The organism is Biomaibacter acetigenes (assembly GCF_003691585.1).
GTDB classification, from domain to species: Bacteria; Bacillota; Thermosediminibacteria; order Thermosediminibacterales; family Tepidanaerobacteraceae; genus Biomaibacter; species Biomaibacter acetigenes.
On sequence record NZ_CP033169.1, the window covers coordinates 1222838 to 1237400 of the forward strand.

General features: G+C 41.6%; 17 protein-coding genes and 1 pseudogene. 12 read left to right on the forward strand and 6 right to left on the reverse strand.

Annotation, left to right across the window (positions count from 1 at the left end; all coding sequences use genetic code 11):
- Positions 1 to 7: 7 nt before the first annotated feature.
- The 3 genes from D2962_RS05850 (at position 8) to typA (ending at position 3427) form a co-directional block, all read left to right on the forward strand.
- Complete coding sequence (locus D2962_RS05850; RefSeq protein ID WP_120768624.1) at positions 8 to 328, forward strand: hypothetical protein; 321 nt, start codon at positions 8 to 10, stop codon at positions 326 to 328.
- Between the two features lie 363 nt (positions 329 to 691).
- Positions 692 to 1582, forward strand: coding sequence for an MBL fold metallo-hydrolase (locus D2962_RS05855; RefSeq protein ID WP_120768622.1), 891 nt, complete (start codon positions 692 to 694; stop codon positions 1580 to 1582).
- A gap of 21 nt (positions 1583 to 1603) precedes the next feature.
- Positions 1604 to 3427: a translational GTPase TypA gene (gene typA, locus D2962_RS05860; RefSeq protein WP_122014443.1), complete on the forward strand. Its 1824-nt coding sequence runs from the start codon at positions 1604 to 1606 to the stop codon at positions 3425 to 3427.
- A gap of 293 nt (positions 3428 to 3720) precedes the next feature.
- Here the strand turns inward: typA and D2962_RS05865 are convergent, their stop codons facing one another.
- Together D2962_RS05865 and D2962_RS19850 are read right to left on the reverse strand one after the other, a co-directional pair.
- Positions 3721 to 3960, reverse strand: a complete 240-nt coding sequence (locus tag D2962_RS05865; RefSeq protein WP_122014444.1) for a hypothetical protein — start codon at positions 3958 to 3960, stop codon at positions 3721 to 3723.
- A gap of 89 nt (positions 3961 to 4049) precedes the next feature.
- A pseudogene (locus D2962_RS19850) lies at positions 4050 to 4142 on the reverse strand (AgrD family cyclic lactone autoinducer peptide); the annotation flags it as partial.
- A 20-nt stretch (positions 4143 to 4162) separates the two neighbouring features.
- Between D2962_RS19850 and D2962_RS05875 the strand changes: the two are divergent.
- On the forward strand, positions 4163 to 4600 hold the full coding sequence (locus D2962_RS05875; protein ID WP_122014446.1) for an RNA polymerase sigma factor: 438 nt from the start codon (positions 4163 to 4165) through the stop codon (positions 4598 to 4600).
- A 99-nt stretch (positions 4601 to 4699) separates the two neighbouring features.
- Here D2962_RS05875 and D2962_RS05880 read toward each other — a convergent pair whose 3' ends face one another.
- A complete protein-coding gene (locus D2962_RS05880; protein ID WP_120767026.1) occupies positions 4700 to 4918 on the reverse strand; it encodes a hypothetical protein in 219 nt (72 codons plus the stop codon).
- Between the two features lie 273 nt (positions 4919 to 5191).
- Here D2962_RS05880 and D2962_RS05885 point away from each other — a divergent pair, with 273 nt between their 5' ends.
- Both D2962_RS05885 and D2962_RS05890 read left to right on the forward strand, forming a co-directional pair.
- Positions 5192 to 5395: a hypothetical protein gene (locus D2962_RS05885; protein WP_120767025.1), complete on the forward strand. Its 204-nt coding sequence runs from the start codon at positions 5192 to 5194 to the stop codon at positions 5393 to 5395.
- A gap of 21 nt (positions 5396 to 5416) precedes the next feature.
- Positions 5417 to 5710, forward strand: coding sequence for a hypothetical protein (locus D2962_RS05890; RefSeq protein ID WP_122014447.1), 294 nt, complete (start codon positions 5417 to 5419; stop codon positions 5708 to 5710).
- Positions 5711 to 5793: 83 nt separating this feature from the next.
- On the opposite strand, the gene D2962_RS05895 is transcribed toward D2962_RS05890, so the two are convergent.
- Positions 5794 to 6645 carry a hypothetical protein gene (locus D2962_RS05895; protein ID WP_120767023.1) on the reverse strand — a complete coding sequence of 284 codons (852 nt, stop codon included), beginning with the start codon at positions 6643 to 6645 and terminating at the stop codon, positions 5794 to 5796.
- Positions 6646 to 6820: 175 nt separating this feature from the next.
- Here D2962_RS05895 and D2962_RS05900 point away from each other — a divergent pair, with 175 nt between their 5' ends.
- The 3 genes from D2962_RS05900 (at position 6821) to dapB (ending at position 9286) form a co-directional block, all read left to right on the forward strand.
- The gene (locus D2962_RS05900) at positions 6821 to 7834 is read left to right on the forward strand and encodes a biotin--[acetyl-CoA-carboxylase] ligase (RefSeq protein ID WP_122014448.1); all 1014 of its coding nucleotides are present in this window, start codon (positions 6821 to 6823) and stop codon (positions 7832 to 7834) included.
- Positions 7835 to 7987: 153 nt separating this feature from the next.
- Positions 7988 to 8188, forward strand: a complete 201-nt coding sequence (locus D2962_RS05905) for a hypothetical protein (protein WP_122014449.1) — start codon at positions 7988 to 7990, stop codon at positions 8186 to 8188.
- A 342-nt stretch (positions 8189 to 8530) separates the two neighbouring features.
- A complete protein-coding gene (dapB, locus tag D2962_RS05910) occupies positions 8531 to 9286 on the forward strand; it encodes a 4-hydroxy-tetrahydrodipicolinate reductase (RefSeq protein ID WP_120767019.1) in 756 nt (251 codons plus the stop codon).
- 51 nt (positions 9287 to 9337) lie between these two features.
- Here the strand turns inward: dapB and D2962_RS05915 are convergent, their stop codons facing one another.
- A complete protein-coding gene (locus D2962_RS05915) occupies positions 9338 to 9697 on the reverse strand; it encodes a zinc ribbon domain-containing protein (RefSeq protein WP_120767018.1) in 360 nt (119 codons plus the stop codon).
- A 280-nt stretch (positions 9698 to 9977) separates the two neighbouring features.
- On the opposite strand from D2962_RS05915, the gene D2962_RS05920 reads away from it, so the two are divergent.
- From D2962_RS05920 to D2962_RS05930, 3 genes are all read left to right on the forward strand, one after another.
- The gene (locus tag D2962_RS05920; RefSeq protein WP_122014450.1) at positions 9978 to 11108 is read left to right on the forward strand and encodes a DUF362 domain-containing protein; all 1131 of its coding nucleotides are present in this window, start codon (positions 9978 to 9980) and stop codon (positions 11106 to 11108) included.
- 37 nt (positions 11109 to 11145) lie between these two features.
- Positions 11146 to 12726: a ClC family H(+)/Cl(-) exchange transporter gene (locus D2962_RS05925; RefSeq protein WP_120767016.1), complete on the forward strand. Its 1581-nt coding sequence runs from the start codon at positions 11146 to 11148 to the stop codon at positions 12724 to 12726.
- A 136-nt stretch (positions 12727 to 12862) separates the two neighbouring features.
- The gene (locus tag D2962_RS05930) at positions 12863 to 13408 is read left to right on the forward strand and encodes a ComEC/Rec2 family competence protein (protein ID WP_122014451.1); all 546 of its coding nucleotides are present in this window, start codon (positions 12863 to 12865) and stop codon (positions 13406 to 13408) included.
- Between the two features lie 61 nt (positions 13409 to 13469).
- Here the strand turns inward: D2962_RS05930 and D2962_RS05935 are convergent, their stop codons facing one another.
- Positions 13470 to 14549 carry a site-specific integrase gene (locus D2962_RS05935; protein ID WP_122014452.1) on the reverse strand — a complete coding sequence of 360 codons (1080 nt, stop codon included), beginning with the start codon at positions 14547 to 14549 and terminating at the stop codon, positions 13470 to 13472.
- Positions 14550 to 14563 lie beyond the last annotated feature (14 nt).

A 14563-nucleotide genomic window follows, 5' to 3' on the forward strand; every position in this document is an offset into this window, starting at 1 on the left:
TATAAAAATGTTCGGGAATCTAGAATTTAGCATCAACCTTTACACCGAAGGCGAGAAGTTTTTCGACATGTTAAAAGCCGTTATAAGGGACTCCAAAAAATCTCAATGGCCCCATGAGAAGGAAAGAGCTGTCTTTGCAGAACAATTATTCAAAAAAGCCCTCGACACATTTGAAGAAGGGATCAAGACCGCCGAAAGCAAGGTGGAAGAAGGATTTCATACCGAACAGGATTTAAGGCTTGTAAAAGATATGAGGGAGAAATGTGACTACTGGAAGAAAAAACTCTACGAAGCGGTGAGCGGAAAGACGGGCAGTTGCTGCAGTTAGATTTACGTGCATGGCGGATGCTCGGATAAAATTATGATTCGGGTGTAAACTTTTGGAGGTAAGAAACATGGAAGCTATTGCTGGCGATATAACCGCGGCTCAAGCCGAACGTCGAAATTACGGTCATGGATAAAAATAAGGATTTCATCGAATGGTACAAAATCTGATAATAAGTCACTACCCTGAAAAATGTAGCAATTTATAGGGTAGTGAATTTTTATTTATTAAAATTCATCCACATCTTGACTTAACTTCTTATCAATATTATTGTCATTGATTGATTTTTTTTGTACAATTTTTGTATAATAGATGAGTAAATTTCTAAACAAGCTTAATACAAAACCAATTCCGGAGGAATCCACTATGGAACTAATAAAACTCAGAGGTCATACCAATTATATTCCCGGCGCCACCAATGTAGGAGTTTACAGATATAAAAACGGGTTTTGCACCCTCATAGATACCGGTATAGACAATACGGTGGGCAAAAAGATCCTGGAGACGCTGGATAAAGAAAAATTAAAGGTTAAATATATAGTAAACACCCATGCACATCCCGACCATTTCGGCGCCGACGATTATATAAAGGAAAATCACACAGGGACCCTCATAGCCGCTTCCAGGGTTGAAAAACTCTTTATGGAAAACAACTCTCTGGAAGGTACAGTTTTTTACGGTGCAAGCCCCATGCAGGGCCTATCGGCAAAAGTTGTAAAAGCCAGAGAAACTCCGGTAGATATAGAGCTTTCGGCAGGGACGGTAGAGCTGGGGGATAAGAAGTTTGAAATAGTTCCTCTCAAAGGCCATACTCTGGATCAAATAGGTGTCGTTACGGAAGATAATGTAATCTTTTGCGGAGATGCCTTTTTCAGTGAGGAAAAGCTTGAAAAATACCCGTTTCCGTTTCTGTTTGACATTCTGGAACAGTTCAAGACCCTTGAATTTTTGATGGCTTCAAACTACGATTATTATATTATTTCCCACAGCGAAAAACTCATAGATGACCCGAAAGCCCTTATACAAAAAAATATCGACAACTTAAACGACAACATCAACATGATCCTGGAATATTTGGCCCAGCCTCTGACACGGGAGGACCTGGCAGAACTCGTAATAAAGCGGTATAATATAATAATGAATGTGCCTCAATATTTTATCACCCTGACTTCGGTGAGCGCATTTTTGACATATCTTTTGGAAAAACAATCCATAAACACCGACATAATAGACGGAAAACTTTATTTTTACGTTTAGAATAAGCTAGGAGAGGTATTAATGATATCCAAGAGAGACGATATAAGAAACGTCGCCATCATAGCCCACGTGGACCATGGCAAGACTACTCTGGTAGACGGCATGTTAAAACAGAGCGGAATTTTTCGACAGAACCAAAAGGTGGAAGAAAGGGTTCTGGATTCCAACGCCCTGGAAAGGGAGCGGGGCATTACTATCCTGGCCAAAAACACTGCCATTACCTATAACGGCATAAAGATAAACATCGTGGATACTCCAGGCCACGCTGATTTTGGCGGTGAAGTGGAGCGGGTATTGAAGATGGTGGACGGTGTTCTCTTGCTGGTAGATGCCTTTGAAGGCCCCATGCCCCAGACCCGCTTTGTGCTGAAAAAGGCCCTGGCACTGGATTTACCGGCCATAGTGGTCATAAATAAAATCGACCGCCCCGATGCCCGGGTGAAACAGGTAGAAGACGAAGTTCTGGAACTCTTCATAGAACTGGGGGCCGACGATTCCCAGATAGATTTTCCGGTGGTTTATGCATCGGCCAAAGACGGCATTGCCAAATATTCTATGGACGAGCCCTCGGATAATTTAAAGCCCCTATTCGACACCATAGTCAACCACATCCCGGCTCCAGCGGGAGACCCGGAGGCTCCAGTGCAGGTACTTATCACCACTCTGGATTACGATGATTACGTGGGAAGGATTGCCATAGGAAGGGTGTTCCGGGGCACCATTGTTTCGGGAAAGGAATATGCCATCTGCAAAAAAGACGGCAGTATTTCAATGACAAAAGTGAGCAATCTTTATGAATTCATGGGCTTGAAAAGGGAGGAAGCCAGAGAAGCTACCATAGGCGATATTGTAGCAGTGACGGGCATCCAGGATATAGACATAGGTGAAACTATAGCCGATGCGGAAAATCCCGAGCCGGTGCCATATGTTAATATAGATGAGCCGACCCTTTCCATGATATTCAGTGTCAACAACAGCCCCTTCGCAGGCCAGGAAGGGCAGTATGTCACTTCCAGGCATTTAAGGGAAAGGCTGTTCAAGGAGGCCAAAAGTAATGTGAGCCTTCGCGTGGAAGAAACGGACAGCCCTGACAGCTTCAAGGTTTCCGGCCGCGGTGAACTGCACCTTTCAGTGCTGATAGAGACCATGCGCCGGGAAGGATATGAATTTCAGGTATCCAGGCCCATGGTTATTATAAAAGAGGTAAACGGCAAAAAGATGGAACCTATGGAATCGGTGGTCATAGATATTCCGGAAGAGTATATGGGTGTGGTTATGGAAAAAATGGGCGCCCGCCGGGGACAGCTCACAAATATGGAGAACATGGGTAACGGCGCATTGAGGTTGGAATTTGAGATACCCACCCGTGGGCTTCTGGGCTACCGCTCGGAATTCATGACAGATACCAAGGGAGAAGGTATATTAAACGCCGTTTTTTCAGGTTATACTCCTTATAAAGGAGAAATCCCTACCAGAAGCCGTGGAGCACTGGTAGCTTTTGAAAGCGGAGAATCCAACACTTACGGCCTATATAATGCACAGGACCGGGGGACCTTATTTATCGGGCCCGGAGTGAGAGTATATGAAGGAATGATAGTGGGAGAAAATTCCCGGCCCGGCGACCTTGACATAAATGTATGCAAGAAAAAGCATGTGACAAATCTGCGATCATCCACCGCTGATGAGGCCTTGAGGCTTACTCCGCCCAGGGAAATGACCCTGGAAAAATGCCTGGAATTCATAAAGGATGACGAACTGGTGGAAGTGACTCCGAAAAACATCCGAATGCGCAAAACCATTCTTTCCAGGCAGGAAAGAGCAAGGGCAAGGGCGAGGGGCGCGTAAACCCGCATATAATTATATTAATTATGTTAATAAAAAGTCCTCATGACCGTGAGGGCTTTTTTAATAGCCTTGTTGCGAGGCTACTTTAACGGCATTTACATTCCATACTGTGTTTTCAAGGTTCGGGTGTATGATCAAATAGAGTGTATCTATAACCGCAAAAGTACAAGTCAGGCATTTTGACATCTACTTTTGCAGGATTATCTCTACTTTTGTAGAATTATAAGACTCGAAGTGGTGGATTTATTTTTCCTTTTTTTCGGATTTCATTGATAATAGCAACAAGATTATCACTATCGAATATAGGTATCAGGGTTAGGATCACTATATCTTCTACCATAATTACTGGCCCAAACTTCCAAACTTGATACATGTACTTGTGAATCATCTATCTGTACAACTTTCCCACCCGATTTAATTATATCATAAAAATCATATTCAATATCACCATCCCAATAATAATGATCATAATTAACTGTTATTGCAGATTTTACACTTAGTGAGGAGTCGTAATCCTCATCAAATTTTTTCATTATCAATGACCTCCTTTTATTTTTACTTTACAAAGTTACTGTCCTGGCATATAATCTCTACTGTAGTTACTTTTCTTTTTGAAGAAAGGTTATACAAAACCTTTCTTCTTTTTAATTGGCCCTTTCAAGATTTCCGGGACCACGGGGCGGTAAAACCACCCCATGCACATAGGTTTAATAGCAGCGACCGTACAACGATTCCATCACCGAAGATGCCGTCCAGGAAGCTTTTATTGCGGCATTCAATAACTTTGACAGATTAAAAGATATAAAAAAATTTCATGCCTGGGTTGCCGTTATAGCTTCGAATAAAGCTATCGATATGATAAGAAAAAATTCCAGAATATATCCCTCGGACCAAATAGATAATTTACAGCAAAAATATTCTTTTGAAGATCCGTTAGACTTAATTCTTGATAAAGAAAATAAGCTGAAGATAATCAATGCTTTAAATAAGCTGAATTTATCCTACCGTCAAGTTGTAATATTAAGATACTATTATGACCTCCCATTTAAAGACATAGGAGAAGTTTTGGGTATTTCTGCAGCGGCAGTTAAAAGCAGATTTCATAGAGCAAAAAACACATTAAAGAAATTGTTGGAATCCCAAAAATCACAGGAGGGGCGCGAAGTTATATGAAGGAATATAAAGATGAATTTGATATGTATTTTTCCGAACAGATAAAAATAAAATCAAGACCGGTTTTTAGCCGGTCTTAACCGTTTTATTCAGGAGATATTAGAGAATGAAGCTGACAACATCGATAGTTTTTTCAATTATTTTATCGATAGAGTTCATTTCGATTATTTTTCCATCGATAATGATTTTCTCTGGAATATCAATAGTATATGGTATCAAAATGGATTCTTTTAGATCTTTCCGAGTTGCATAAAATACTATACCCGTACCTTCTCTGCCGCCTTCAAAAAGGTTAAAAGCACTAGAAAGATTAACCAATCTGTCTCGACATCTTATTCTTCTGCTAGAACTTCTGATGCTACTTCAGCAGCTTTTTGCCCTTCCACTGTTGAAAAAAGAACTGATTTTGGAGTTTTTACGTAGAGCAGAGCGTTGAACAAAATGAGGAAAGATATTCTTTTGGAGTTTAACGCCAGAACTATAACCATAAAGAGTTCAGATTTAATTATTTTAAATTAATCCGATATATTTTAAATTATTTAAGTTAGGGAAATAATACTCCTGAAAATAAAATGTCAGGAGGAATATGTCATGACCAAAATAAGAATGCCGAGGGGAAGGGAGAAAAACAAGCTCATTCCTCAAATGCAGAAGATGAGATTCAAAGGTGACCTGGTGGATGATGAGCGTCCGGAAAACTACGAGTTATCCGAAGAATTTGCCAGAAAAAATCCTCTTAAAACACCTCCCAACAACCTGACCGGCAAGGGAAAAGAAACCGAGGAAAAAGGTTGAAAAATAAAAGGCGGGGATAATATGCTCAATTCCATTCGGGAAACCCGTAGTGTAAAAGGGGGGCTCCACAATATAATACTGGAAATACCTGAAGAGACATATGAGACATTCTATGAAAATATCAGTGAAGACAATGCAATGGACATACTGAAGCAGTATCTTAACTACCATCAGGATGATGGTATACCGCAGAATGTGAAAATACAGCACAACAGAAATGCCCACACCATAAACATATATGCCAGCCTTCACTATCTGGGCAATGAAAAAAGTTCGCCGAGGTATTATGGCGATGATGTAATCGAAGGTAAATAAATAATCAACATTTTTTTGGCGCGTGGTTCCCTCGCTTGCAAATAGCCACGCGCCGTTTTGATACAGATACTATTTTATTTTTACTATCTTGCTTCTGGTATCTCAATAATGTTGTCTATCTTGTAGTTGCCGTAATTGTCCTTTTCAGGTACCGGAACGAATTTGAAGACCCGGCTTTGGTTCCACCGATCTTTCATGACGACTACCACCCAGTCGCCGCGTTGAGATTCGAAAATATCCACAGCGCTAACCCATCCGTAAGGTATTACAGACGCTATACCGTCATTCCCGAGTTTTTCCCTATAGGACTTGGAAAGATATTTTTCAGCCAGGTCATAGTTGCCATTCATTCTTGCCGAAAGTAGTGCTTTTACTGTGACTATCCTCTCATCATCATATACCGATTTGTCATAATCTCCACTTTTAATGTAAGTCCTGGCATAGCCAATCCTCAAGAATTTCCAGTAAACCTTCGACCACTGATAGGTATATGTTTCGTGGTAGTAGCGACCATCATAACCTATATTGGTAATATCAAAGGAATACTTGTTTATCTTTATGAATTTTCCCTTGCCGGAGAAAATACGGTAAGCATTGTTGCCGTAAAATGTGTAAATGTCCAGATACTTTTGTCCCCTGTCATTGTTAGAGATGATGCCGACATCGATTTTTCCGTCGCCGGTAAAATCTTTGACAATTACATCATAGTCAACGATATAGTCCGACTGCAGGCGGTTTTTTGAATAATCTGCAAACATTGAACTCAATTGTTTCCATGTGATAAAATCCGTCTTGTCGTTGTCTTTCAGGATGTCCGTCATGATTCGGGATTTGATGCTATTCTGTGTATCTTTCTGGGAAGCAGCGGCAAATCCCGAAAAAACAACACCTAAAACAATTACTAAGACCAATATTAAACTTAACTTTTTAAACAACTTTAACCCTCCCATAAATGGAATAATAGTTTACATAACATATGTTAACATAGATAGTAGTTGCAAGCGACGGACAATTTGTGGAAACGGAGGTAAATGATTCATTGGTTGTGCCTTGCCCCCTATCAAAGAAAGCATTATAATAATGATGATATAAAATCAACGGAGGATGATCATGTCTGCAGACAAAAGCATTGCAATAGTCCGTGATAAGAAAAACCCTGACAGGCTCCTCATGATGATGCTGGCTGCCAGAGGTGGTTATATTTCCGGAGAAGAGATAAGCCGGAAATTCGGTGTGAGCCGTTCGGCTATTTGGAAACAGGTAAACCATCTGCGGGAGATGGGATATGAGATGGAATCGTCTACGCGTCTAGGATACCGCATTTTTAAATCGCCGGACCTGCTGTTTCCCGAGGAAATCTGGTCAAAAGCGGAACTTTCATTTCTGGGCGACAGGATCTATTATTATTCCACCATCGGTTCCACTAACAGCGAAGCAAAAAGACTCGCTCAGGAAGGTGCTTCGCATGGCACTCTCATCATCGCCGAGGAACAAACAAGAGGCAAGGGGCGCATGGGGAGGGTATGGACATCACCCAGGGGGACAGGAATATGGGTTTCCATTGTATTGAAACCACAAATAATGCCCTCGGAAGCCCCGAAACTTACAATGCTCACGGCAGTAGCGGTAACCGAAGCCATAACTGAAAAAATCGGTATATCTGCCGGCATAAAATGGCCCAATGATGTGCTTATCGATGGCAAAAAGGTCTGCGGCATCCTCACCGAAATGAGTGCCGAAACTGATGTAGTAAATTATGTGGTCATAGGGACGGGAATTAATGTAAATAACGATATTTTCCCCGACGAGATAAAAGATACCGCTATCTCCTTAAAAATTGCAGCAGGAAATGCCGTTGATCGTATCCAGATTCTGGCGGGTTTTCTGGAAAGGCTGGAATATCATTATAAGACCGCCATGGCCCGGGGGTTTGAACCTGTTCTTAATGAATGGAGGAAACTTTGCTGCAATCTTGGAAAGCCGGTGGAGATCGTCACAAGGGACGGGAGCTTTACCGGAATCGCAGAAGACATAGATGAACAGGGAGCACTTATAGTAAAAAAGACCGATGGCAAGTTTGAGAGGGTCTTGAGCGGTGATGTGTCGCTTAAATACAGGAGGTAAGGCACGAGAAGACGCCGGAGAATCAATATGGATTAATTGACGTGCGTGTCGCAGAATTACAAAAAAGTGTTGTAGAATAAAAAACTTTCCCGGAGCGAAAAATAAAGAGGAAGGATACAAAACCTTCCTCACGCTATTTTAGGAGGTGTTTTTTTGGAAAGGGAAAAGCAAATCCAGGAAATCCTAGATTTTGTTAGCCGTCACAAGAGTTCCCATGCCAGCCGCACCGTCTGTGCCAGAATACTGGGTGATAGTTTCATGGGTATAAACGATGAAGCCATAGATGAGTTAAGGGTAAGACTTCCAAAAGCCGATAACGATGAACTGGAAGCGTGTTACTATATAATAAAGTAGTAATTAATAAAGGGATTTTAAGATTTCACTTTCCAGGGCCAGCATCTTTTTCCTGTCCTGGAGGCTCAACTTTTCCAGTATTTTTTTCTATGAATATTTGAAACTTGAATTTTAGTAAAACCGCGCGTATCTTTATCCAGTAACTGTGGCCAATCCACCTTTTCATCTTTCCATATAAGGTCCAAATCTACGATCCTGGTCCCGTCATCCAAGTATTCAAGACCTGCCAGGATCTTTTTATATCTACAGGATTTAGTGTCATGTTAAAAATTTTTGTGTAAAGAGGAACACTTAATTTTTTATAGAATAATATATGTTTAAATAGTTTTTGGAGGGGTACATATGCTGGAAATAATCCTTAGCGGGGCAAAAGGTAAAATGGGAAGGACTATCGCAGAGATGGCCGGAGGATATAATGATTTAAAAATTGTAGCAGGGGTTGACATTACCGGAGGAGAAGGAGACTTTCTCATTTATGATAGTGTTTTCAACATTACAGAAAAAGCAGATGTTATCGTGGATTTTTCCAACCCTAAAGCACTGAATGATCTTTTAAGATTTGCATCGGAAAAGAAAACCCCTATAGTGGTCGGCACTACAGGGCTAACCGAAGAACACAAGAGGATGCTTGAAAATGCCTCTGAAAGTATTCCCGTATTTGTTTCCCACAACATGTCCCTGGGGGTATTTCTTCTTATTACCCTGGCCCGCCAGGCGGCAAAAGTGCTTACCGACAGCGACATAGAGATAGTGGAAAGACACCACAACCAGAAGATCGATGCACCCAGCGGCACATCTTTGATGATTGCCGATGCTATTAAAGAAGTAAGAAAAGATGCTGAATTTATACTGGGACGGGCAGATAAGAGCAAAAAGCGGGAGAAAAACGAGATAGGCATTCATTCCATCAGGGCAGGAAATCTGGTAGGAGAACACCGCGTGATATTCGGCGGCGAAGATGAGACCATAGAGCTTTCTCATACCGTCACGTCGCGAAAAGTCCTGGCAGCGGGAGCATTGCGAGCCGCAAGGTTTATCGTCACACAATCTCCCGGATACTATACCATGGCCGACCTGGTGAAAAGCCTTGGGCTATGACGACTGCGAAAGAACTTGCCCTCAGCGGGCAAGTTCTTTCCTGAGATTTCGCTATAATTTTGTGCCACAGTGAGGGCAAAAATTAAATCCCGGATGGACATAGGCTCCGCAATTAGGACAAAAACCACCGGCAGCGCCCAGCTTTTTCAATCTAGTAAAGTCAACTGCATCGGTGCGCTTAAGTTCATCGGCATATTCCTTCTCAACTTCATAGATGCTCCCACAGCATCGGAGCCTGAGAAAATACTTGTATCCCCATCTAAAGAGCGGTATAAAGAAGAAATGAAAATATGTATAGGATTCGACGAGTTCAGCCCTGGATAGCCTGCCACAGCTGGGACACACCACATTCTCGAACTCTCGAATCATTTTTTCTTTATTTTGAATGCCGAAGATTCCGATGAAGAACATCCTTATCCCCCCGAAAATCTCGTGATTAAAATTATTATATATCATAATATATTTTAAAAGCAATATATGATTGAATCTGGTGTGACAATTTACGACGGCTTCGCTAAACGGTGCTTTTGGCTATCTCCGGCAGCGGACTTAGTTTCTACATTACAATCATGCTTTATTTGAAAAATTTTTTTTTGAATCTAACGGATGTCTCTGGTAAAATATAAAAGGATTCTAAAATCAAAATTGAACCGGCCTTTTCATCTCTATCTACATCCTTTGGAGGATAAATATGTCAAAAGTTGTATTGATGAAGTGCGCTGATTATGATCCTGAAGAAATACGGGAAAAGATAGAACATGCCTTAAGGATTTTAAAGGTGGATTTTGCGGATAAGAAAAAGATCCTTTTAAAACCAAACCTCCTCATGCGAAAAAAGCCCGAAGATGCCGTTACTACTCATCCAACAGTGGTACAGGCCATGATCGAAATACTAAAAGGATTCAGCGTGGAAGCAGTGGTGGCCGAAAGCCCCGGAGGACCCTATACCAAAAGAAGGCTTGAAGGAATATATGAGGCAACCGGTATAAAGGGGATATGTGACAATACCGGAGCCTTTTTAAATTATGATACATCATGGTTTGAAAAAAATTTTGAAGAAGGATACATGCTCAAAAAGATACCCTTTATATCACCGCTAAAAGATTGTGATGGCCTCATATCCCTGGCCAAGCTCAAGACTCACGGCATGGCTGTCTATACCGGGGCGGTAAAGAACCTTTACGGCCTTATACCGGGGGGCCAAAAGGTGGAACTCCACTTTAAAATGCAGCAAATGGATCGGTTTATGGACATGCTCCTAGACATATATCTAGCATCAAGGCCCATGCTTTCGGTCATAGATGGAATTGTTGCCATGGAGGGCAGCGGACCATCGGCCGGAGTACCCAGGAAACTGGGCGTGCTTATAGTATCGCAAGATGGAATTGCGGCTGATTTTGTGGCTTCAAAAATTATTGGCTTAAATATAAACGATTTTCCACTTTTGAAGTGTGCCATAAAGAGGGGGCTTTTCCGGGAAGACGGAGTAGAAGTTGTTGGAGATAGGCTAGAAGAAATAAATGTAAAAGATTTTAAATTTCCTAAGAAAAAAGATGTTTTGTTTTTGAAAGGGCTGCTGCCAGTTTGGCTTGAAAACTATTTTAAAGCATGGCTTACACCCAAACCGGTATTTATACATAAAAAATGCATTGGATGCAAAGAGTGTTTCAATACCTGCCCTGCAAAGGCCATAATGATGGTGAATAAAAGACCAGTAGTGGATTTAGACAAATGCATAAGATGCTACTGCTGCCATGAACTCTGCCCGGAAAAAGCTATAAATATCGATAGAGCTTTTATTTTTAAAACCATTCTAAAATAATAAATCGACTTTTTACAGATAAAGGGGGTTTAAAAAGTTGAGAGTCAAAAAAAGTGGAATTTATAATACTTTGATAAATTGGAGGGATTTTAGACAGAAAATCATAGCCGAAGGCCTTGTCGTTGGCATTTTTGCGGGAGCCATTGCCGCCCTGTATAGGTTTATTATAAAAGAAGCCGATCTTTTTCGGGAACAAATATACCATATATTACGGTCCAGCGGTTATGCCGTAATTCTTGTCTGGTTTGTATTTCTGCTGGTGGCGGCCTACATTCTCGGCATGATGGTTAAAAAAGAACCATTGGTGAGCGGCAGCGGAATTCCTCAGGTAAAGGGTGTATTATCCGGCCAGATGCACATGAAATGGCTCAGGGTCATCATATATAAATTTGTAGGCGGCATCATCGCTCTGGGCGCGGGTCTTTCCCTGGGCCGGGAGGGACCGTCGGTCCAGTTGGGAGCTGCAGCGGGGCAGGGCGTAAGCAGGATGCTTGGAAGACTTAAAGTAGAAGAAAAGTACCTTATTACCTGCGGTGCCAGCGCGGGGCTATCTGCAGCTTTTAGCGCCCCTCTGGCAGGAGCCATGTTTGCCCTGGAGGAACTGCACAAGAACTTCTCACCGCTGGTACTGGTGCCTGCTATGGTAGCATCAATGATCGCAGGTTTCATCTCCCATCAGTTTTTTGGACAGGTACCGGTATTTAATTTTGGGAGGCTCAATCCACTACCGTTAAAATATTACTTTTATGTGCTCATATTGGGAATAATAACCGGGGCCTTCGGGGTGGCCTTTAACCTGGCCCTGGTAAAAACTCAGGAAGGTTTTAAAAAACTCCAGTTCGTAATGCCCGAATTAAAACCGGCCATTCCTATAACCGTGGCAGGTATACTGGGGTTTATCCTGCCGCAGGTGCTTGGCGGAGGCAATGCCCTGATAAATTCCCTGGATAGAATGAAATACTCCGTGGGTTTTATAATGATATTGTTGGCTGTGAAATTTTTATTCACGATGGTAAGTTACGGTTCGGGCGTTCCCGGGGGTATATTTTTACCTCTATTGGTCATAGGAGCATTGACCGGTAATCTCTATGGCTCCTTAATAGTAAATGTATTGCACCTAAACCCCGCCTATGTAAATAATTTTATTGTCCTGGCCATGGCAGGTTATTTTTCCGCCATAGTAAAGGCCCCTATCACCGGCGGCATACTCATAACCGAAATGACCGGGTCTTTTGTCCACCTGCTGGCATTGACCCTTATTTCCATAACATCATATCTTACGGCGGACCTGTTAAAAGGTGAGCCCGTTTATGATATTTTGCTGGAAAGGATGCTGGCCGGGAACAAATCCGAAAAAAATATCCCAGGTGCGGGGAGGAAAATTCTTATGGAGATACCGGTTTGCGTGGGTTCCGAACTGGACGGGAAAAAGATTAAGGATGTGGAATGGGACCCTCACTGTCTGCTGGTAGGCATAAACAGGGGGACTTCAGAGATCATACCAAGGGGCAATACCAGGATATATCCGGGAGATTATCTTGTGGTGCTTGCCGATGAGGGAAGGGCTGTAACCATAAGGAAAAAATTGTTAGATATGACTGAAATTACCGAAAAGTAACACCGGAACCGGATTTCGGCGGTTGTGTAAAAACCTGATGGAAGGGTATCGGATAATACGGGGAAGCACTTAAATTTGCCAGAGAGCTGGGCTAAGGCTGGCGGAATGAAATAAGGTTTTGTAAAGGGGTGTACATATGTACCGCCCATTTCTTTTTGCAGCTGTATTTTTTTTGTCCGGGGTCGGGGCAGGGAGTTTTATAAGAAATCTGTGGGTTTTTCTATCTTTAGCTTTGCTTTGCCTGATAATCTTATTTTTAATAAAGAAAAAGAGGATAAGGGCCGCTTTTGTTGGGCTATTGATCTTTTTTACCGGTGCCCTTTATTATAATTTAAGGGCCGATGGTATAGCCGGCACCATTGTAAAGTATGCTGGAAAACAGCGGTCCGTAATAGGGATGGTCAATGATTCCCCTACCATTGAATCCGACAGGGTAAGATATGATATAAAGGCTTTATACATAATAGAAAACAATACATACCAAAAGGTCTCGGGAAGAATATTTTTGTCCGTGCCCCGGGATGAAAAAAACCGCAGGGTGTTCCGATACGGGGATGTGGTGAAATTTTCAGGCAGACTCAAGCTGCCGCAGGAAAAACGCAACCCTGGAGGCATGGATTACAGGGCCAGCCTGCTGCAAAAGGGTATTTCCACCACTATGTTTTCCCGGGAAATAGAGTAAATTGCTATTAATCCTTGATAAATCAAGGGTATTTTTTATTTCGTCAAAAATTCGTCAAAAATTAGTTAAAAATTTTGTTAACAATTTTTTTAACCCGATTCATCATATCGCTGGTGACGTGAGAGTATGTACGTATTGTTTGCTCCACATCATGGCCCAGAAGTTTGGCGACGGTCTCAAAATCAACTCCCTCTGAAAGGAGTAAAGTGGCAAATGTATGCCGCAGATCGTGGATAGATATATTGAAGCCAGCTTTTTTGTAATGGGCCCTTAACAAATTCGCTATAGATTGTGTATCTGCGTATGGAATAATGCGGCCATCAATGCTCGCAGGTGTATTTTTTATATATTCTTTTAGAGCTTCGAGCAGACTTGGTGGAGCAGGGACTTCTCTGTTTGATTTTTTCCTTTTTACTGGGCCGAATCCCCATGTACCGTCTTTTCGTATTTTCCATTGTTTATTAATACGAATAATGCCTTTCTTAAAATTTATATCTTTTCTGGTTAGCCCGAGGATTTCTCCGATCCTTAATCCGGCTTTTGCTGCAATTAGTGATACTATATAATGTTTTGGATTTTTAATACTGTCAAGCAGATTATCTAATTGGGATTTGGTCAAGGCTTTAACTTTTTCATTGTCTTTGTTTTCAGGAATTGTAATGCCGGTAACAGGATTTTCAGTAATAATCTTATGCGGCTTTATAGCATTGCTAAAAAGAGTGGAAAGTTTTTTTGTATACACTTTTATGGTTGATGGTTTAATGCCTTCTTTTACCATTTTATCAATACAATTTTGAACGTGCAGGCTTGTAATTTTAGCAAGTTCAATGTCGTTTAAATCTTTAAATTTCCTAAAAGCCGTTCGATATCCTATTGCTGTATTACCTTCTTTATATAAGGCCACATGATTTAAGAACATCTTTGAAAATTCCCCGAATGTAATACTCTCGTATTCAGTGCTGAGACTCATCTCGAACTGCTTTTTCAATTCCTCCAGCCGTTTATCCGCTGCTCGTTTTGCTTCTCTTTGCCCCTTAAATCCTTGTTTTGATTTCTGCCGCCACTTTCCATTTTGATCTTTATAGCTGATAATGTATTGCCAGCCGCCGTCTTTTTGACGATATGTGATGTTGTAATCCATGCTTGTACCTCCTT